Raw genomic sequence first — 18,251 nt, 5'->3', positions numbered from 1 at the left:
CATCAACTCAGCTTGAAGCTACCCATCTGCCGCGCCAAATCATCGGCCAACCGCTGCAACGTCTGACAATCCTCACGGCAAGCCCTGACTTCCCCTGCCGTCGCCCGCGCCAGATCAGAAATCCCCTGCACGTTCCGGTTAATCTCTTCCGTCACCGCCGACTGCTCTTCCGTCGCCGCCGCCACCTGATGGTTCATGTCGCTGATGCGCTCCACCTGCCCGGTAATCGCCGTCAATGACGCCCCGGTCCGCTGGCTCGACTCAACACCAGTCCCCGTCGCCGCTTGCCCAGTGTGCATCGACGACACCGCGTTCTCCGCGCCTTGCTTGAGGCTGCCGATCATCTGCTGAATTTCATCAGTCGACGACTGCGTCCGCCGCGCCAACGTCCGCACCTCATCCGCCACGACCGCAAACCCACGCCCCATGTCCCCGGCCCGCGCCGCTTCGATGGCCGCGTTGAGCGCGAGCAAATTGGTCTGCTCGGAAATCCCGCGAATCACTGCCAGCACTTGATCGATGGACGCCACCTGATGGGCCAACTCGCCCACCGCACTGGCAGCGAGGCCAATCTCATCGGACATGCTTTCAATATGCCGGATCGACCCGCCCACCACTTCCCGCGCCTGCATCGCTTCATCCCGGGCAGTTTGTGAAGCCACCGCAGCGTTACCGGCGTTCTGGGCGATTTCCTGCACGGTCAAACCCATTTCGTGGACGGCGGTGGCGACCATGTCGGTCATTTCCTGCTGCCGGCCGGAACGCTCTGCGGTGTTGTCCACCACCCGCGCCACCTGGCCGACTGCCGTGCGTAAACGCTCGCTGGTGGTCAGCACTTCGCCGATCATGTCGCGCTGACTTTCAAGGAATCGATTGAAACCACGCGCCAGGTCGCCCAGTTCATCGGCGCGACTGGAATCTAACCTGTGGGTCAAATCTCCACCACCGCTACCGATGGCTACCAGCGCCGCTGTTACCTGACGGATCGGCCGCACCAACCCACGGGCCAACAACACCACCAGCATCAGGCAAACCAGCGCCACCGCCAGGCCAATGCCGCTGCTCATCCACATCGCGCGGCGGGCTTCGGCGTAGATCTGCGACTGTGGCACTTCGGCCACCAAGGTCCAGCCCAAATCCCGCAACGGCAGGCTCAATGCCAGGAAATCTTCGCCTTCTCGCACAAAGCTGCTGGTAGCACCTTTTTGCCCCATGACCGCTTGCGCCGCCGAAGCGCCGATCTGTTCGACCAGCGTGCGTTTGCCACTGAACTGCGCTTCGGGGTGAACCTGGATCAAACCGTCGGAACGCACGAGATAGACCTTGCCGCGCTCACCAAAGTTGAAGTTGTGGATCAGCTCCGACAACTCTTTCATGCTCAGGCCAAGCCCGGCAACGCCCACGACTTTGCCGGCCTGCTCGACCTTGAAGTCGATGAACAGGGCCAATTCGCCGGTGGCGGTGTCATTGTCGATATTGAGGGTGCGCGGCTGGTTGCTGTCGAGGAAAGCATAGAACCAGGCGTCCTTTGGATTGGAGCGACTGAGGGTCCGGTCCAGGCCTTTTTCAGTGAAGTAATGGTTGGACGCGGTGCCGACAATAATCGCGGTAAAGGCTTTGTGCTCGGCGCGGATGCCTTCCAGATAGGTGACGAAGGCGTTGGTCTGGGCGCTGTTTTCACCCCCGACCAGCCAGTCGCGCACCATGCTATTGCTGGCGATGTCCTTGGCGGCGGTGAGGGGTTGTACGAGGATTCGCTCGATGTCGTTGCGCATCGCTTCGATGCTCGACGGTAGCGCTTGTTCGACCAGATAGCGCTCGGCGAGACGGTTGACCACGAGGGTATAAATGCCAACCACGATCAGAATACTGACCAGCAGGGCGGTGCCCATGCTCAGGATCAACTGCCATTGAATACTGCGTCGCCAGAACTGCATGGAGCACCCCCAAAGAATAAGAGGCTGAAACGCTGCAACAGCCGTGCCGATTGTATACAACGCAAACGACAATTTATTCTTTGGTTGTGCGCAAAGCCGATCAGGCCTGATTGATCGTCTTGGAGATCACTTCAACCGTGGCGCTGACTTGCTCTTGGTAACGGTCGAGTTCCTGCTTGTGCTGTTTCTGCATTTCGATCTGCTGCGAGCACAGATTCATCGCGGCCAGCACCAGCAAGCGGTCACCGATCAGCGTCGGGTACTTCCGTTTGGTGTCGGCCAGGGCAGCCTTCAGCATTAACGCGGCGTCCAGCAGGGTTTGCTCTTCCCCGGCCGGCGCCTTGATCGAATAGTCCTCCCCCAGGATCGAGACGACTTTTACCCCTGCGGCGCCGTGATTCATGCGCTGACTGGGCCGGCGCTGACGCGCTCAACCAGGGCCTGGATACGTGCGGCGGTGGCACCTTGTTTCTCTTCCTGTTCCATCAGGCTCAGTTGCAGGCTCTCGTTTTCATCCTTGGCCTGAGCCAGTTCTGCGCTCAGGGTTTGGTTGGTGCCGAGCAGGGTCTGGTTCTGTTGCACCAGGTCGCTGACCAGCTGTTCCAATTGGCTTAGGGATGCTTCCAACATTTTGATTTTCCAAGCATTTTCAAAGGGCGCGTACGATAAAGAAAAGTCACCACGGATGCCAGGGTTATTGGGGCGCAAGGCCTTGATTTTCCTGGCGGGCGACCTTCCTCGCGAACTTTAAAGACTGTGATTGGCGGATCTGGTTCCTGCACTTCGTCGCCGGAGCCTTTGTGCGACAAAAACGCGCAGGGCCTCAAGACTTTAGTCGTACGACCGATAAGTCACCCATACGTCAGTCTCAGCGCCGCACGGATGCGCTCATTTCGGTAAACACCATGTCCCTTCGTAATATGAATATCGCGCCACGGGCGTTCCTCGGTTTTGCCCTGATTGGCGGCCTGATGCTGATTCTGGGTGTGTTTGCCTTGAACCAGATGAGCAAGATTCGCGGTGCCGCCGAGGACATCACCTTGAGCAGCGTGCCGAGCATCAAAAGCCTCGACGAGTTCACGCAACTCACCCTGCGCCTACGGGTGCTGTCCTACCGTTTGCTGGTGAACCGCGAGCCGGACGTCCAGCAAAAGACCATGGAACTGCTGGAAACCCGCAATCAGCAGATTCGTGCCGCTCAGGCGACTTACGAAAAACTGATCACCAACCCGCAGGAACGTTCGGCCTACGACCAGTACGTGCAGTTACTCGGCCAGTACCGTCAGATCGAAGACCGCATGAAGACTTTGTCGCGCAACAATCAGGTCGATGAACTGCGCACCTTGCTCAATACCGAACTGCTGACCAACTCCGAAGCGGTGAACACCGTGTTGAACCGTTTGCTGGAGATCAACACGCAGCAAACCGTCGACACCAATCAGCAAGCTGCCGACCAGTACGCCTCGGCGTTCAATCTGGTGGTAACGCTGCTGGTGATCGCCACCGGCCTGACGTTGTTGTTCGCCTGGTTGCTGACCAACAGCATCACCAAGCCGATCGCCAATGCCCTGAGCGCCGCCGAAGAAATAGCTGAAGGCAACCTGACTCGCCCGATCAAAGTTGACGGTGAGGACGAAGCCGGCCGCTTGCTGCTGGCCATGTCGAAAATGCAGGACAAGCTGCGCGACACTCTGCAACGGATTTCCGGGTCCGCCACGCAACTGGCGTCCGCCGCTGAAGAGCTCAACAGTGTCACCGACGAAAGCGCCCGCGGCCTGACCCAGCAAAACAACGAAATCGAACAGGCCGCCACCGCGGTCAACGAAATGACCAGCGCCGTGGAAGAAGTCGCGCGCAATGCCGTCAGCACGTCCGAAGCCTCGAAAAACGCCACCACCTCCGCCGGTGATGGCCGTGACCTGGTGCAGGAAACCGTCAGCGCCATCGAACGCATGAGCGCCGATGTGCAGAGCACCGCGACCCTGATCGGCGACCTGGCCAACGAGTCCCGTGACATTGGCAAAGTGCTGGACGTGATTCGCGGCCTGGCTGACCAGACCAACTTGCTGGCATTGAACGCGGCCATCGAAGCGGCCCGTGCCGGTGAGGCCGGTCGTGGTTTTGCCGTAGTAGCGGATGAGGTCCGTGCCCTCGCGCATCGCACCCAGCAGTCGACCAGCGAAATCGAACGCATGATCGGCAGCATCCAGAGCGGAACCGAACACGCGGTGGATTCGATGCGCAACAGCACCGAGCGCGCTGAGTCGACGTTGAACATCGCTCGTGGTGCTGGCATGTCGCTGGACACTATTAATAGCGCCATCGTCGAAATCAACGAACGCAACCTGGTAATCGCCAGCGCTGCCGAAGAGCAGGCACAGGTGGCCCGTGAAGTGGATCGCAACCTGGTGAACATCCGTGATCTGTCGGTGCAGTCGGCGACCGGGGCGAATCAGACGAGTGCCGCGAGCAATGAACTGTCACGGTTGGCGCTGGACCTGAACAACATGGTTGGGCGGTTTAGCCTGTAGATTTGCAATGGTCTCAAGAGCCACCCCTCACCCCAGCCCTCTCCCCACGGGGGAGAGGGGGAAAGGGAGCAGATCTTCATGCTGTTCAGAACCTGAGTTCGACTCGATACCTCAGGTCGCAATATTTCGCACAAACACTTCGGTCAGTCCCCTCGCCCCTTTGGGGCGGTCCGACGTTTCGGGAGGGTTAGGGTGAGGGGCTGGTCGCAAGCCGAACAAAAAACCTGAACACCACACCGTCAAAAGCTTTTTGACAGCATCACATTTCAACAGGTTAGAATCGCTGGCACGCAGACTGCATGGTCAGTTTGCGCCCGCCTTTCAGCTTTCTGGAGTACTGCCTTTGAATGCGACGACCATCAACAGCCTGTTCTTGATCGGCGCGTTGCTGGTAGGTGCAAGCATTCTGGTGAGCTCACTTTCATCGCGCCTCGGTATCCCGATTCTGGTGATCATCCTCGCGGTGGGCATGTCGGCCGGCGTCGATGGCGCCGGCATTATTTTCGATAACTACCCAACGGCTTATCTGGTCGGCAACCTCGCGCTGGCAGTCATCCTGCTCGACGGCGGCTTGCGCACCCGGGTTTCCAGCTTCCGCGTAGCGTTATGGCCGGCGCTTTCGCTGGCGACGGTCGGGGTGTTGATCACCACCGGGTTGACCGGCATGGCAGCCGCGTGGCTGTTCAACCTGAACCTGATTCAGGGCCTGCTGATCGGCGCTATCGTCGGCTCCACCGACGCCGCGGCGGTGTTCTCGCTGCTCGGTGGCAAAGGCCTGAACGAACGGGTGACCGCCAGCCTCGAGATCGAGTCCGGCAGCAACGACCCGATGGCGGTGTTCCTCACCGTGACCCTGATCGACATGCTCGCCAGCGGCCAGACCGGCCTGCACTGGAGCCTGCTCGGGCACTTGATGCGTGAGTTCGGTATCGGTGCTGTCATCGGCCTGGGCGGCGGCTGGTTCATGCTGCAACTGGTCAACCGCATCCACTTGGCCACCGGCCTTTATCCGATTCTGGTCATTGCTGGCGGACTGGTCGTGTTTGCCCTGACCAACGCCTTGCACGGCAGCGGATTTTTGGCGGTTTATCTGTGCGGCCTGGTCATCGGCAACCGCCCGGTGCGCAGCCGCCACGGCATTTTGCACATGCTCGATGGCATGGCCTGGCTGGCGCAAATCGGCATGTTCCTGGTACTGGGGCTGCTAGTGACACCTCACGACTTGTTGCCGATTGCCCTGCCCGCTCTGGGTCTGGCGCTGTGGATGATTCTGTTTGCCCGGCCGCTGTCGGTGATCGTCGGTCTGCTGCCGTTCAAGGCGTTCCATGGGCGCGAGAAGGCGTTCATTTCCTGGGTCGGGTTACGCGGCGCGGTCCCGATCATTCTGGCGGTGTTCCCGCTGATGGCCGGCCTGCCCAACGCCCAGCTCTATTTCAACCTCGCCTTCTTTATCGTGTTGGTGTCGCTGCTGGTGCAGGGTACGAGCCTGCCGTGGGTGGCGAAGCTTTTGAAAGTGACCGTTCCGCCGGAGCCGGCGCCGATCTCCCGCGCAGCCCTGGAAGTGCACGTCACCAGTGAGTGGGAGCTGTTCGTTTATCGCCTCGGTGCCGAGAAATGGTGCATCGGCTCGCCCCTTCGCGAGCTGAAAATGCCCGAAGGCACTCGCATCGCAGCCCTGTTTCGTCGCCAGCAACTGCTCCATCCGTCGGGTAGTACGGTGCTCGAAGTCGACGATTTGCTGTGCGTAATCGGTCATGAACACAACCTTCCGGCCCTCGGAAAACTCTTCAGCCAGGCACCGCAACGGGGCCTCGATCTGCGCTTCTTCGGCGACTTCGTACTCGAAGGAGACGCCCAGCTGGCTGCGGTTGCGGCGCTTTACGGGTTGAAAGTGGAAGACATCGATCCAGACATGTCGCTCGGCCACTTCATTGCCCAGAAAGTGGGCGGTGCGCCAGTCGTCGGTGACCAGGTGGAGTGGAACAACACCATTTGGACCGTCGCGGTCATGGAAGGGAACAAGATCGGTAAAGTGGGCGTCAGATTCCCCGAAGGAAGTCGCCCCGGTCCGGGCTTGTTCCTCTAAACTCCACACTTCGTCTCGTTTTCGATCGGTCTCTATGTCAACCCTGCGCACGCTTATCATCACGGCCCTGCTGGGCTTGAGTCTTTCAGTCGGTACATTGCAAGCGGCCGAACCGCCGTCCAGCGAAGCCGTGCAGGCGAACCTGGACAAGATCGCCGACCGCAAACTGCCGGAAGCCGATCAGAAAGCCCTGCAGAGCATCCTGCAAAGCACGCTGACACAGCTCAACAACCAGCGTGATTACGAGCAGAAACTGGCCGATCTCAAACAGCAACTGGCCAACGCCCCGAAGCAGAACATCGAGAACCAGCGAGAACTGACCAAGCTCAAAGCCTCCAAAGTGCCGCCAGTACCGCAGCGCTATGCCAAAGAGCCTATTCAACAACTGGAGCAGATGCTCACCGAGCGCTCCACCCAGCAAAGCGATCTGCAGAAATCCCTGGCCGACGCCAATAGTCTGGTGATTACTGCCCAGACCCGCCCCGAGCGCGCACAGGCCGAAATTTCCACCAGCCAGACACGCATCCAGCAGATCAACAACATCCTCAAGGCCGGCAAGGATGCCGGCAAGACCTTGACCCCTGAGCAACGCGATCTGCTCAACGCCGAACTCGCGGCACTGAACGCCCTGATCCCGTTGCGTCGCCAGGAACTGGCCGGCAACAGCCAGTTGCAGGACTTGGGCAAAAGCCAACATGACTTGCTCTCGGAAAAATCCGATCGTCTGGATCAGGAAATCCAGGAGCTGCAAAACCTGATCAACCAGAAGCGCCTGGCCCAGTCCCAGGAGACGGTGACGCAGCAGTCCATCGAAGCGCAGAAGTCCGGCGGCAGCAGCCTGCTGGCTACCGAAAGCGCGGCCAACCTTAAGCTTTCGGACTACCTGCTTAAAAGTACTGACCGCCTCAACGAAGTCACCCAGCAGAACCTGCAGACCAAGCAGCAACTGGACAACGTGACCCAGAGCGACTCGGCGCTGGACGAGCAAATCAACGTGCTCAAGGGCAGCCTGCTGCTCTCCAAGATTCTCTACAAACAGAAACAGGCCCTGCCACGCCTCAGGCTCGACCGTGACCTGGCCGACCAGATCGCCGACATTCGTCTGTATCAATTCGAAGTCAGCCAGCAACGGGAACTGCTCAGCAACCCGGCGACCTACGTCGACAACCTGCTGTCGACTCAGCCTCCCGAGCAAGTCACCCCGCAACTGCGCAAGAGCCTGCTGGAGCTGGCCACGACCCGCGCCGACCTGCTGGAGCGGCTGAACCGCGAACTCAGCGCGGTGCTCAACGAATCCATCACGTTGCAACTCAATCAGAAGCAACTGCTCAGCACCGCGCAAAGCCTGCGGGCGACTCTCGATGAGCAGATGTTCTGGATTCCCAGCAACAAACCGCTGGACCCGGAGTGGATGCGCGCCGTGCCGGAGCGCCTGGAACGTCAGGTCACCACGCTGCCATGGGCTTCCAGCCTGAGCGAATTAAGTGACGGCCTGACCCAACGGCCGCTGCTGTTCCTGCCCCTGGCACTGCTGATCGGTGCCCTGCTGTGGCGGCGCAAAAGCCTGTATGCCCGACTGAGCAAGGTTCACCAGGACATCGGCCACTTCAAACGCGACAGTCAGTGGCACACGCCGCAGGCAATCCTGATCAACATTCTGCTGGCGATGCCGGTCTCCCTGGGCTTGGCCTTGTGTGGCCTGGCCTTGCAAATCGACGCCCGCGGACAGAACGCGAACATGGGCGCAGCGCTGCTGCAAATGGCCCAGGCCTGGCTAGTGTTCTACACCGCTTACCGGATCCTCGCGCCGGGCGGCGTGGCCGAACTGCATTTCCGCTGGGAAAAACCTCAGGTCGAATTCCTCCAGGGCTGGGTCCGTCGACTCGGGCTGGTGGTAATGGCCTTGGTCGCGGTGGTGGCGGTCGCCGAGTTGCAACCCGCGACCCTGGCCGATGATGTACTCGGCATGCCGGTGGTGCTGACCTGCTACGCGTTGATGGCTTGGCTGCTCAGCCGCCTGCTGATCAGCAGCCCGACTCACCAGAACGCTTCGCTGTTCCGCAAGGCCGTGGGGATCATGTTCACCGTCCTGCCTGTCGCGTTGTTCGTGGCGGTGTGCTTTGGCTATTACTACACCGCACTGAAGCTCAGTGACCGGTTGATCAATACCCTTTACCTGCTGATGTTCTGGCTGGTGATCGAGGCCACCTTCGTGCGCGGCCTCAGCGTTGCGGCACGCCGTCTGGCCTACCAGCGCGCCTTGGCCAAACGCCAGGCCGCGAAAGAGGCCGGCGACGGTGAAGCGGTGATCGAAGAGCCAACCCTGGACATCGAGAAGGTCAACGAACAGTCCCTGCGCCTGATCCGCCTGGCATTGCTTGGCGGTTTCATCGCGGCGTTGTACTGGGTCTGGTCGGACCTGATCTCTGTGTTCTCGTACCTGGATAACGTCACCCTCTACGAATACACCAGCGGCACCGGCGCCAACATGAGCATGGTGCCGATCAGCATTGGCGATATGCTCGGCGCGCTGATCATCATCGGCATCACCTTCGCCCTCGCGCGCAACTTGCCGGGGCTGCTGGAAGTGTTGGTGCTGTCGAAGCTGAACCTGGCTCAAGGCAGTGCGTACGCCACCACCACCCTGCTGTCCTACGTGATCGCTGGCATCGGTTTCGTCTCGACCCTGTCGACTCTCGGCGTGAGTTGGGACAAGTTGCAATGGCTGGTGGCAGCACTGTCGGTGGGTCTCGGCTTCGGGATGCAGGAAATCTTCGCCAACTTCATCTCCGGGATCATGATCCTGTTCGAACGTCCGGTGCGGATCGGCGACACCATCACCATTGGTAACCTGTCCGGTACGGTGAGCAAGATCCGCATCCGCGCCACGACCATCACCGACTTCGACCGCAAGGACATCATCGTCCCGAACAAAACGTTCATTACAGGACAACTGATCAACTGGTCCCTGACCGACACCATCACCCGAGTGACCCTCAAGCTCGGTGTCGATTACGGCTCCGACCTGGACCTGGTCAAGGAATTGCTGCTCAAGGCCGCGCGCGATAACCCGCGAGTGTTGAAAGACCCGGAACCCCACGTGTACTTCCTGAATTTCGGAGAAAGCACCCTCGACCACGAGCTGCGCATGCATGTGCGCGACCTCGGCGACCGTAACCCGGTGCTCGATGAGGTCAACCGCTTCATCAATCGCGAGTTCAAGAAACAGCACATCAACATCTCGTTCCGGCAGATGGAGGTTTACCTCAAGAACATCCAGGGCCAGGAATACAGAATGGTGCCCGTCGATCCGGAAGTGAAAACCATTGCGCCCAAGGTGGATGGTCAAGCGCCTCAAGAGCCGCCAGCCGCCAAACTCGACTAACAGTCCTATCCCTAGCAGAATGCTCGGACATTCTGCTGGAGATGGCCCTTGAAAGCCCTCGACGAACTGACCTTCGATAATCGTTTCGCCCGCCTGGGCGATACGTTTTCCACCCACGTGCTGCCCGAGCCCATCGACAATCCGCGTCTGGTGGTGGCCAGCCCCGCCGCCATGGCATTGCTCGATCTCGACCCTACCGAGGCCGAAACCCCGGAGTTCGCCGAACTGTTCAGCGGCCATAAGCTCTGGGCTGACGCGATCCCGAGGGCGATGGTCTATTCAGGTCATCAGTTCGGTTCCTACAACCCACAACTGGGCGATGGTCGCGGTCTATTGCTGGGCGAGGTCTACAACGAGGCCGGCGAGCATTGGGACCTGCACCTCAAGGGTGCCGGCCAGACGCCCTTTTCGCGCATGGGTGATGGGCGGGCGGTCCTGCGGTCCTCGATCCGCGAATTTCTCGCCTCCGAAGCGCTGTATGCCCTGAGCATCCCGACCACCCGCGCCCTATGCGTAATCGGCTCCGACACGCCGGTGTGGCGCGAGAAGCAGGAACGCGCGGCCATGGTCCTGCGCATGGCGCCGAGCCATGTGCGTTTCGGGCATTTCGAATACTTCTACTACACCAAACGCCCCGAGAAGCAGAAAGAACTCGGCGACCACGTGCTGGCCATGCATTTCCCGGAATGCCTGGAACAGCCGGAGCCGTACCTGGCGATGTTTCGCGAAATCGTCGAGCGCAATGCCGAACTGATCGCCAAATGGCAGGCCTATGGCTTCTGCCACGGCGTGATGAACACCGACAACATGTCGATCCTCGGCATTACCTTCGACTACGGCCCGTTCGCCTTCCTCGACGACTTCGACGCCCACTTCATCTGCAACCACTCCGATGACCAGGGCCGTTACTCCTTCAGCAACCAGGTGCCGATCGGCCAGTGGAACCTCAGCGCCCTGGCCCAGGCCCTGACGCCGTTTATCAGCGTCGAAGCCCTGCGTGAAACGCTCGGCCTGTACTTCCCGTTGTACCAGGCCCATTACCTGGACCTGATGCGCCGCCGCCTCGGGTTCACCACGGCCGAAGACGATGACCAGAAACTACTGGAGCACTTGCTCCAACTGATGCAGAACAGTGGCGTCGACTACAGCCTGTTCTTCCGCCGTTTGGGGGAAGAATCACCTGAACTGGCCGTCGCCCGTTTGCGCGATGACTTCGTCGACATCAAAGGCTTCGATGCCTGGGGCGAGCTCTACGTCGCCCGGGTGACGCGTGAAGGCGAGGTTGATCAGGAACAACGCCGCAAACGCATGCATGCGGTCAATCCGCTGTACATCCTGCGTAACTACCTGGCACAGAAAGCCATCGATGCGGCGGAGAGTGGCGACTATTCAGAAGTTCGTCGTCTGCACGCGGTGCTGAGTAAACCGTTCGAGGAGCAGCCGGGGATGGAGAGCTATGCCGAGCGGCCGCCGGAGTGGGGCAAGCATTTGGAGATCAGTTGTTCGTCGTGAGACGGATCAATCCATGGGATCGATGGCACTGACGACTCGAGCAATGATGTCTGCCATCGTGATGTCATCAAGTCGCTCAATGAATTTGGCTGAACCGTCCCGGACACGCTGCTCAATATCAAAACTGCGTACCTGATTACAAACCGCGACACCGTTTGTTTCATGGCCGGAGACGATGACTGCCAAACCGGAGTTTCGACTGAAGCTCCCGCCACTGGTCACGGGCACAGTCATGCTGACACCCAGTGAGTTGATTTCCCTTGGCGTAATCACCACGAACCGATGCCGGTTCATCATCTCTCGTCCCGCGACCGGGTTCGGGTCAATCCAGTAGACATCGCCCCGCTGCGGGGCTTGCCGCCTAACCATCAACCTAGCTCCCGGCCAACTGAATCGCCTTCACGTGCAAACGCTGTCTGAGCGTTCAGCTCAGCGACTTCTTCGGAACCTTCAAGCAACTCGGCAAGGCTGTAGCGCTTGCGAGGAGGCTGTACAACCGGACGGGCAATCAACTCGCCATCGACCACATTCAGTTCCAACTGTGCCCCTACTTCAAGGTGCAGGAGCTTCAGTAAAGTTGGCGGGAGGGTAATCACCGCAGCCCCACCTTGACGGCGAATTTTGGAAGTCACGGACATGGGATAACTCCTATCCGATAATTGAAAGGCATCGATTTCTCGATAAGTGCAACAAAAGTAGCACGCGAATGAAGGCAAAGCGAACTCCTCACTAAGGTGATTTGAAGATGGTGGCGTTGCTTTCAGCGTAGCCACCGATCCCAAACGGAACGCTTGGAAATGTGAGGATTTGCGACAAGCGCGTCGCGCCTGCTGGCCTTTCACGGCTTGATAAAAGCAGTTTGCGACACCAGATCAGTTCTAGATTGCCCACTCATTCAGAGCACGACTATGCCCGACCCACTCCTCATCCCCTGCCCCCACTGCAACGGCCTCAACCGCATCCCCGCCGAACGCCTCAACGACCATCCAAGATGCGGTCGCTGCAAAGCCGAAGTCCTGCTGAATAAACCCTTCGAACTGAAGCAAAGCGATTACGCCAGCCAGATCAAAGGCGATCTGCCGTTGCTGGTGGACGTTTGGGCGGATTGGTGTGGGCCGTGCAAGTCGTTTGCGCCGGTGTTCGAGCAGGCGGCGGGGCAATTGGCCGGCAAGTGTCGACTGGCCAAGCTGGACAGCGAGGCAAACCAGCAGCTGTCGGCGCAGTTGGGGATTCGCTCGATTCCGAGTCTTATCCTGTTCAAAAACGGCCGGGAAGTGGCGCGTCAGAGCGGCGCCTTCCCGTTACCGCAGTTGATGAGCTGGTTGCGTAGCCAAGGGATTTAGAACCACCACAATAGTTCGGTGTTGTTTGCAGGAATCAGGTGTTTTCCAGCAAGTTGTGCAGATCGACGAATTGCTGCGTCAGCTTATGACGCGGGTCGAGGTGGATCAGCGGTGTGTTGGCCTGGTGGGATTCGCGCATGCGCACCGAGCTGGCGAGGTACACCGGTAATACCGGCAGGCCTTCGGCGATCAGTTCGTCGAGGATTTGCTGGGGCAGACTGGCGCGAGCCTGGAACTGGTTAACGACAATACCTTCGACTTCCAGCCCCTCGTTATGGTCATCCTTCAATTCTTCGATTTCCGCCAATAGACCGTACAGCGCCTGACGCGAGAAGCTGTCGCAATCGAAGGGAATCAACACACGATCAGCGGCAATCAACGCAGATACCGCATAGAAATTCAACGCTGGCGGGGTATCGAGATAGATCCGGTCGTAATCGCCGTCCAGCTCCTCGAGCAATTTGCGCAGCTTGTTGATCTTGTGTTTGGCCTCAAGCTTGGGCTGCAAGTCAGCCAGCTCGGCAGTGGCGGTGATGACGTGGAGGTTGTCGAACGGGGTTTCGTAGATATCGACCTGGTTTTTCTTCGAGAACGGTCCGGAAGACAGGGTCTGTTTGAAAAAGTCGGCAATGCCCATAGGAATGTCATTACCGGTGAGCCCCGTCAGGTACTGAGTGGAGTTGGCCTGGGCATCGAGATCCACCAACAGCGTGCGATAACCCTCGCTGGCACTGACCGCTGCCAGATTGCAGGCAATGCTGGATTTGCCTACGCCACCTTTCTGATTGAACACCACGCGCCGCATGTCAAAACCTCCGTGTATCAAAGAATGACCGAGTGTAGTAGTCCACGGCGCCGCTTAGCTACCTCGCCGGCAGCGGGACTACACAGTCAGCGGCAATCTCTCAATAAAAAAACAACCCGTGCCGACAGACATACCCACCACGACGTGGATAATGGCCATACGACAGTTTTTCGCGGACCAACCAGTACATTTCGCTGAGCAAAATGTAACCAGCATTTGCTACACGTCCGCAGCACCGGGATAATGCGCGCCACTCGGCGCAATGCGCAACGTAAGCACAGCTGCGGTCTTTGCGACTCGACGCATCAAAGAAGCCCGCAAGGGCGGGATGAATGCCTGTGATCAATTTCAACATCGCCCAATGGCGCGCGTGGGCCCCTGGGCTCGAAAGCGTGGACGATTGGCAGGCCTGGAGCCGACAACCGGTCGTGCTTGCGAGCAGCGATGCCGCCCCCGACGTCTCGTTTCTGCCGGCCATGCAGCGCCGGCGACTCAGTCGTCTGGCGCGGATGGCGTTCAGTGTCGGCTGGCCTTTGGCTGATGGCCGCCAGGACCTACCGTTGGTCTTTATTTCTCGCCACGGCGAAACCCCGCGCACTTTCGATATCCTCAGCGATCTGGCTGCCGATCAACCGCTGTCGCCGACTCAATTCAGCCTGTCCGTGCACAACGCGATCATCGGCCTGTGGTCGATCATGCGCGGCGAAACCAGCGAAATGACGGCCCTCGCTGCAGCCGGCGACGGCCTTGAACACGGCATGCTAGAGGCCGCGGCTTTACTTTCCGAGGGTGCTCCCGCGGTACTGCTGATCGTCACCGAAGAGCAACCGCCCGAAGCCTACTCGACCTGGATCGACGACGTGCCGTTCCCTTACGCGGTCGGCCTGCTGATCACTCCCGGCAACGACTGGCAGCTGTCCCTGAACAGCGGCTCGGATGAGTTGTCCAAAGCCCACTGGCCCCATGCCCTGAACCTATTGAGTACCCTGCTCGGCCAGCAGACAACCTGCCAACATGCCTGGAAAAATCGTGTATGGACCTGGCAACGCAACCTGTAACCGAAAAAAACCGCGACGCCTATTACTGGCGCCTGCTGGCTACCGCCGCAAGCTTCACCCTGTTCGGGTTGGGCGGGCTGTGCCTGCGGCTTGTGGTTTTCCCGCTACTGAACTGCCTGCCCGGCGATGCCCTGACACATCGGCGGCGAGCGCGGCACACCGTCGCCCGTCTGTTCTGGTTTTTTGTGCGATTCATGGCTCGCTCCGGCGTGCTGACTTACGACATCCAGGGCGCCGAAAAACTCGGTCGACCGGGGCAAATGATCATTGCCAATCACCCGTCGCTGATTGATGTGGTGTTCCTGATCGGTCTGGTGCGCCACGCCAACTGCGTGGTCAAGAAAAGTCTCTGGGAGAACCCTTTTACCCGCGGCCCGCTGCGCTGCATCGAATACATCAGCAATGACGGCAGCATGGACATGCTCGATGCCGCTGCCGACGCACTGAAAAGCGGCCAGACCCTGATCATCTTTCCCGAAGGCACCCGCACTCAGCCCGGTCAGGCGCCAGCCTTCCATCGGGGTGCTGCGGCAATCGCTCTGCGGGGTGCGAAAATCCTCACCCCGGTGATCATCAAGGTCAGCCCGACCACGTTGACCAAGGCCGAGCCCTGGTATCGGATCCCAAAACGCCGTGTGCACTTCAGTTTCCGTGTCGGGGCCGATATAGACCCACAAGCCTTCGCATCGCTGGGCCCTGCTCCTCAGGCCTCGCGCAAGCTCAATGACTATTTGCATCATTACTATATTAAGGAGCTCGCCGAAGATGAGCGATCTACACCGTGAAATCAAAGAACTGATCATCGACGCCCTGGGCCTTGAAGACATCAGCGCACAAGACATCGGCGACGACCAGACGCTGTTCGGCGAAGGTCTGGGCCTGGATTCGGTAGACGCCCTGGAACTCGGCCTGGCCATCCAGAAAAAATACGGCATCAAAATCGACGCCGACGCCAAAGACACCCGCAATCACTTCAGCAACGTGGCGAGCCTTGCGGCGTTCGTCACTGCAAAACAGGCAGCTTGAGACCGGACCATGCAAACTCGTGACGACATCTTCAACACCCTGCGCGATGCTCTGGTCGAACTCTTCGAGCTGGACCCCGAGCGCGTAAGCCTCGAATCCAACCTGTATCAGGACCTGGAAATCGACAGCATTGACGCGGTCGACCTGATCGATCACATCAAACGCCAGACCGGCAAGAAAATCGCTGCCGAAGAGTTCAAATCGGTGCGTACCGTCAGCGATGTGGTCGAGGCGGTCTACCGCCTGGTTCAGCCGGCCGCATGAGCCGACTGATCGGCCTCGGCCTGCTGCTGGCGGGCCTGCTGTACCCCTTCGCGGTGTATTTCGGCATGGAACATTTCGCGCCGTGGCAGTTTGGTCTGCTGCTGGGCAGCCTGTGGCTGGCCCGGGCACTGCTCGGTACGCGCAAGCCCGGCAGTTTGTGGATGGCGATCACTGCGATCACTTTTTGCCTGTTGCTGGCACTGTTCGACAGCCCGCTGTTGCTGCGCTGGTACCCGGTGCTGATCAGCGCGTTCATGCTCGGGCTGTTTGGCCTGAGCTTGATCGTTGGCCCGCCGATCATCGAACGCCTGGCGCGATTGCGTGAACCGCAATTGCCGGCCAAGGCGATTGTTTATACCCGCCAGGTGACGATCGTCTGGTGCGTGTTTTTCTTCTTTAACGGTTTGCTCGCCGCCGCCCTGACCCTCTGGGCGCCGCTGAGTTGGTGGATGTTGTACACCGGCCTGATTTCCTACGGATTGATGGGCCTGCTGTTTGCCATTGAATGGCTGATACGACAACGGGTACGAGGCCACCCATGAATTGGATAAAACTTGAGCACCTGTTGCTCAAGGCGCAACCGGAACGTGCCGTGACGGCCGAACCGACACTGAGTCACGCACAGCTGTGCGAACAGGCGTTGAGCCTCGCCGCGGGCCTGCAAGCCCAGGGTGTGCGGCGCATTGCCGTGCACCTTGAGGACGCCGCCGACCTGGCGATTGCCCTGCTGGGTGCCTGGCGTGCAGGGGTCAGCGTGCTGCTGCCCGCAGACCTGCAAGCCCAGACTCGCCAACGCTGGTCGACCGAAGTCGATCTGTGGCTGACCGATCAGGCCGATGACGCACACCTGAGCGATTACCGGCGTCCGCCGTTAATGGCGGCCGCACTGGATCTGGATCGCTGTTCGCTGAGCCTGTGCACGTCCGGATCCAGTGGCGAGCCCAAACGCATCGACAAAACCCTGCGCCAACTGGGCAATGAGGTCGAAGCGCTGGAACTGCTCTGGGGCGCCGATCTTGGCGCGGCTTGCATCATCGGCAGCGTCGCCACTCAGCATATTTACGGATTGTTGTTTCGAGTGCTGTGGCCGCTGTGCGCCGGGCGCTCGTTTGTGCGCAAGCAGCTGGCATTCCCTGAAGACCTGCAGCGCGCCAGCCGCGAACACCCGGTGTTCGCCTGGGTCGCCAGCCCGGCGCTGCTCAAGCGCATGGGCGACAACCTCGACTGGCCCGCTTTAAGTGCTGTTCGCCGGGTATTTTCCTCCGGTGGCGCCCTGCCGGCCGAGGCCGCGCAAAGCCTTCAGCAACGCCTGCAGCAATGGCCGACAGAAATCCTCGGCAGCTCGGAAACCGGCGGTATCGCCTGGCGTCAGGGCCACGCGCTCTGGCAGCCCTTTGCTGACATCGAGTTGAGTCAGGACAGCGACGGTGCACTGCTCATTGCTTCGCCATACTTGCCGCCCGGCCATATCGAACACACCACGGATGCCGCGCGAATCGCTGCCGACGGCCGATTCGAACTGCTCGGACGGCTGGACCGGATCGTCAAACTGGAAGAAAAACGTATCTCTCTACCAATGCTGGAACAGGCCCTAATGGCCCACGACTGGGTCGCCGAAGCGCGTCTTGGTGTGGTTCAGGAAAACCGCGCTTCGTTGGGTGCGCTGCTGGTGCTGACCGAGTCAGGCCTGCATGCCTTGCGCAATCAGGGTCGACGCACCCTCACGCAAGAACTGCGTCAGCATTTGAGCCAGCATTGCGAAGCCCTGGCGTTGCCACGACGCTGGCGCTTGCTGCGGCAACTGCCGCTGAACGCTCAGGGCAAACTGCCCCAGGCCACCGTTGAAGCCCTGCTGCTGGCGCCGCGTCCAAGGGCGCCGGAAGTGCTGGATCAAGTCGAAGTCGATGGCGAATGGAGCCTGCAACTGACGGTACCACCCGACCTCGCCTACTTCAGCGGCCACTTCCCTCGGGCGCCGGTATTGCCCGGGGTGGTGCAAGTAGAGTGGGCGCTAACCCTGGGTCAGCAATTGATGGACCTGCCGGCAAAATTCGCCGGCATGGAAGTGCTGAAATTCCAACAGCTGGTGCGCCCTGGCGATGTAGTGCAGTTGCACCTGCGCTTCGATCCGACGCGCAGCAAGTTGTATTTCACCTATCGCAACGAGACCGCAACCTGCTCCAGTGGGCGGATCTTGCTGGAGGCGGCAGGCGATGCATAACTTTGGTGAGTGCTGCGCACTCATTCGCGAGCAAGCCCGCTCCCACAGGGGATTCGTGTTTAACAGAGATCCAATGTGGGAGC

17 protein-coding genes and 2 pseudogenes are annotated in these 18,251 nt (G+C 59.8%); 12 read left to right on the top strand and 7 right to left on the bottom strand.

The annotated features are described in order from the left end of the window. Nucleotides 1-2 precede the first annotated feature (2 nt). The 4 genes and pseudogenes from ACYZTZ_RS30325 to ACYZTZ_RS30310 all read right to left on the bottom strand — a co-directional run bounded on the left by ACYZTZ_RS30325 (nt 3) and on the right by ACYZTZ_RS30310 (nt 2,567). Complete coding sequence (locus ACYZTZ_RS30325) at nt 3-734, bottom strand: methyl-accepting chemotaxis protein (RefSeq protein WP_462000731.1); 732 nt, start codon at nt 732-734, stop codon at nt 3-5. A 135-nt stretch (nt 735-869) separates the two neighbouring features. Then, a pseudogene (locus ACYZTZ_RS30320) lies at nt 870-1,892 on the bottom strand (HAMP domain-containing protein); the annotation flags it as partial. A gap of 145 nt (nt 1,893-2,037) precedes the next feature. Continuing rightward, a complete protein-coding gene (locus ACYZTZ_RS30315; protein WP_008149648.1) occupies nt 2,038-2,340 on the bottom strand; it encodes a cell division protein ZapA in 303 nt (100 codons plus the stop codon). Continuing rightward, complete coding sequence (locus tag ACYZTZ_RS30310; RefSeq protein ID WP_008149645.1) at nt 2,337-2,567, bottom strand: hypothetical protein; 231 nt, start codon at nt 2,565-2,567, stop codon at nt 2,337-2,339. The genes ACYZTZ_RS30315 and ACYZTZ_RS30310 overlap by 4 nt, the downstream gene beginning before the upstream one ends. Nucleotides 2,568-2,842: 275 nt before the next feature. Here ACYZTZ_RS30310 and ACYZTZ_RS30305 point away from each other — a divergent pair. The 5 genes and pseudogenes from ACYZTZ_RS30305 to selO form a co-directional block, all read left to right on the top strand. Further along, nucleotides 2,843-3,613, top strand: a pseudogene (locus ACYZTZ_RS30305) (MCP four helix bundle domain-containing protein); the annotation flags it as partial. Further along, on the top strand, nt 3,596-4,468 hold the full coding sequence (locus ACYZTZ_RS30300) for a methyl-accepting chemotaxis protein (protein WP_371925560.1): 873 nt from the start codon (nt 3,596-3,598) through the stop codon (nt 4,466-4,468). The pseudogene ACYZTZ_RS30305 and the gene ACYZTZ_RS30300, both read left to right, overlap by 18 nt. Nucleotides 4,469-4,811: 343 nt before the next feature. After that, a complete protein-coding gene (locus ACYZTZ_RS30295; protein WP_462000552.1) occupies nt 4,812-6,554 on the top strand; it encodes a potassium/proton antiporter in 1,743 nt (580 codons plus the stop codon). Nucleotides 6,555-6,588: 34 nt separating this feature from the next. Continuing rightward, nucleotides 6,589-9,939 carry a mechanosensitive channel MscK gene (mscK, locus tag ACYZTZ_RS30290; protein ID WP_462000551.1) on the top strand — a complete coding sequence of 1,117 codons (3,351 nt, stop codon included), beginning with the start codon at nt 6,589-6,591 and terminating at the stop codon, nt 9,937-9,939. 48 nt (nt 9,940-9,987) lie between these two features. After that, nucleotides 9,988-11,451, top strand: a complete 1,464-nt coding sequence (gene selO / locus ACYZTZ_RS30285) for a protein adenylyltransferase SelO (protein ID WP_462000550.1) — start codon at nt 9,988-9,990, stop codon at nt 11,449-11,451. A 6-nt stretch (nt 11,452-11,457) separates the two neighbouring features. On the opposite strand, the gene mazF is transcribed toward selO, so the two are convergent. Both mazF and mazE read right to left on the bottom strand, forming a co-directional pair. Then, nucleotides 11,458-11,820 carry a type II toxin-antitoxin system toxin MazF gene (gene mazF, locus ACYZTZ_RS30280; RefSeq protein ID WP_462000549.1) on the bottom strand — a complete coding sequence of 121 codons (363 nt, stop codon included), beginning with the start codon at nt 11,818-11,820 and terminating at the stop codon, nt 11,458-11,460. After that, nucleotides 11,820-12,089, bottom strand: coding sequence for a type II toxin-antitoxin system antitoxin MazE (gene mazE / locus ACYZTZ_RS30275; protein ID WP_095127471.1), 270 nt, complete (start codon nt 12,087-12,089; stop codon nt 11,820-11,822). Before mazE ends, mazF begins: the two co-directional genes overlap by 1 nt. 270 nt (nt 12,090-12,359) lie before the next feature. On the opposite strand from mazE, the gene trxC reads away from it, so the two are divergent. Further along, on the top strand, nt 12,360-12,794 hold the full coding sequence (gene trxC / locus ACYZTZ_RS30270) for a thioredoxin TrxC (RefSeq protein WP_462000548.1): 435 nt from the start codon (nt 12,360-12,362) through the stop codon (nt 12,792-12,794). A gap of 34 nt (nt 12,795-12,828) precedes the next feature. On the opposite strand, the gene ACYZTZ_RS30265 is transcribed toward trxC, so the two are convergent. Continuing rightward, complete coding sequence (locus ACYZTZ_RS30265) at nt 12,829-13,599, bottom strand: ParA family protein (RefSeq protein WP_462000547.1); 771 nt, start codon at nt 13,597-13,599, stop codon at nt 12,829-12,831. A 332-nt stretch (nt 13,600-13,931) separates the two neighbouring features. Between ACYZTZ_RS30265 and ACYZTZ_RS30260 the strand changes: the two genes are divergently transcribed. Genes ACYZTZ_RS30260 through ACYZTZ_RS30235 form a run of 6 tightly spaced genes read left to right on the top strand, consistent with a single transcriptional unit; the run spans nt 13,932 to nt 18,168 of the window. Next, on the top strand, nt 13,932-14,657 hold the full coding sequence (locus ACYZTZ_RS30260; RefSeq protein WP_462000546.1) for a beta-ketoacyl synthase chain length factor: 726 nt from the start codon (nt 13,932-13,934) through the stop codon (nt 14,655-14,657). Then, the gene (locus ACYZTZ_RS30255) at nt 14,633-15,442 is read left to right on the top strand and encodes a lysophospholipid acyltransferase family protein (RefSeq protein WP_056741227.1); all 810 of its coding nucleotides are present in this window, start codon (nt 14,633-14,635) and stop codon (nt 15,440-15,442) included. Before ACYZTZ_RS30260 ends, ACYZTZ_RS30255 begins: the two co-directional genes overlap by 25 nt. Further along, on the top strand, nt 15,423-15,683 hold the full coding sequence (locus ACYZTZ_RS30250) for a phosphopantetheine-binding protein (RefSeq protein ID WP_008149626.1): 261 nt from the start codon (nt 15,423-15,425) through the stop codon (nt 15,681-15,683). The genes ACYZTZ_RS30255 and ACYZTZ_RS30250 overlap by 20 nt, the downstream gene beginning before the upstream one ends. A gap of 9 nt (nt 15,684-15,692) precedes the next feature. Further along, complete coding sequence (locus tag ACYZTZ_RS30245) at nt 15,693-15,947, top strand: acyl carrier protein (protein ID WP_007992314.1); 255 nt, start codon at nt 15,693-15,695, stop codon at nt 15,945-15,947. Next, nucleotides 15,944-16,489 carry a COG4648 family protein gene (locus ACYZTZ_RS30240; RefSeq protein ID WP_056741225.1) on the top strand — a complete coding sequence of 182 codons (546 nt, stop codon included), beginning with the start codon at nt 15,944-15,946 and terminating at the stop codon, nt 16,487-16,489. Before ACYZTZ_RS30245 ends, ACYZTZ_RS30240 begins: the two co-directional genes overlap by 4 nt. Next, complete coding sequence (locus tag ACYZTZ_RS30235) at nt 16,486-18,168, top strand: AMP-binding protein (protein ID WP_462000545.1); 1,683 nt, start codon at nt 16,486-16,488, stop codon at nt 18,166-18,168. The genes ACYZTZ_RS30240 and ACYZTZ_RS30235 overlap by 4 nt, the downstream gene beginning before the upstream one ends. Nucleotides 18,169-18,251: the final 83 nt, after the last annotated feature.

This window comes from Pseudomonas sp. LB3P58, assembly GCF_054897895.1.
The sequence above is the reverse complement of the archived record's forward strand: the minus strand, read 5'-3'. Positions and strand labels throughout refer to the sequence as shown.

What these genes read in the sequence shown, in the direction of transcription:
- mscK (WP_462000551.1), top strand. Translation starts at nt 6,589, where the DNA reads ATGTCAACCCTGCGCACGCTTATCATCACGGCCCTGCTGGGCTTGAGT.
- ACYZTZ_RS30265 (WP_462000547.1), bottom strand. Translation starts at nt 13,599, where the DNA reads ATGCGGCGCGTGGTGTTCAATCAGAAAGGTGGCGTAGGCAAATCCAGC.
- ACYZTZ_RS30310 (WP_008149645.1), bottom strand. Translation starts at nt 2,567, where the DNA reads ATGTTGGAAGCATCCCTAAGCCAATTGGAACAGCTGGTCAGCGACCTG.
- ACYZTZ_RS30255 (WP_056741227.1), top strand. Translation starts at nt 14,633, where the DNA reads ATGGACCTGGCAACGCAACCTGTAACCGAAAAAAACCGCGACGCCTAT.
- ACYZTZ_RS30245 (WP_007992314.1), top strand. Translation starts at nt 15,693, where the DNA reads ATGCAAACTCGTGACGACATCTTCAACACCCTGCGCGATGCTCTGGTC.
- mazE (WP_095127471.1), bottom strand. Translation starts at nt 12,089, where the DNA reads ATGTCCGTGACTTCCAAAATTCGCCGTCAAGGTGGGGCTGCGGTGATT.
- ACYZTZ_RS30260 (WP_462000546.1), top strand. Translation starts at nt 13,932, where the DNA reads ATGCCTGTGATCAATTTCAACATCGCCCAATGGCGCGCGTGGGCCCCT.
- trxC (WP_462000548.1), top strand. Translation starts at nt 12,360, where the DNA reads ATGCCCGACCCACTCCTCATCCCCTGCCCCCACTGCAACGGCCTCAAC.
- ACYZTZ_RS30235 (WP_462000545.1), top strand. Translation starts at nt 16,486, where the DNA reads ATGAATTGGATAAAACTTGAGCACCTGTTGCTCAAGGCGCAACCGGAA.
- mazF (WP_462000549.1), bottom strand. Translation starts at nt 11,820, where the DNA reads ATGGTTAGGCGGCAAGCCCCGCAGCGGGGCGATGTCTACTGGATTGAC.
- ACYZTZ_RS30325 (WP_462000731.1), bottom strand. Translation starts at nt 734, where the DNA reads ATGGTCGCCACCGCCGTCCACGAAATGGGTTTGACCGTGCAGGAAATC.
- ACYZTZ_RS30240 (WP_056741225.1), top strand. Translation starts at nt 15,944, where the DNA reads ATGAGCCGACTGATCGGCCTCGGCCTGCTGCTGGCGGGCCTGCTGTAC.
- ACYZTZ_RS30250 (WP_008149626.1), top strand. Translation starts at nt 15,423, where the DNA reads ATGAGCGATCTACACCGTGAAATCAAAGAACTGATCATCGACGCCCTG.
- ACYZTZ_RS30300 (WP_371925560.1), top strand. Translation starts at nt 3,596, where the DNA reads ATGTCGAAAATGCAGGACAAGCTGCGCGACACTCTGCAACGGATTTCC.
- ACYZTZ_RS30315 (WP_008149648.1), bottom strand. Translation starts at nt 2,340, where the DNA reads ATGAATCACGGCGCCGCAGGGGTAAAAGTCGTCTCGATCCTGGGGGAG.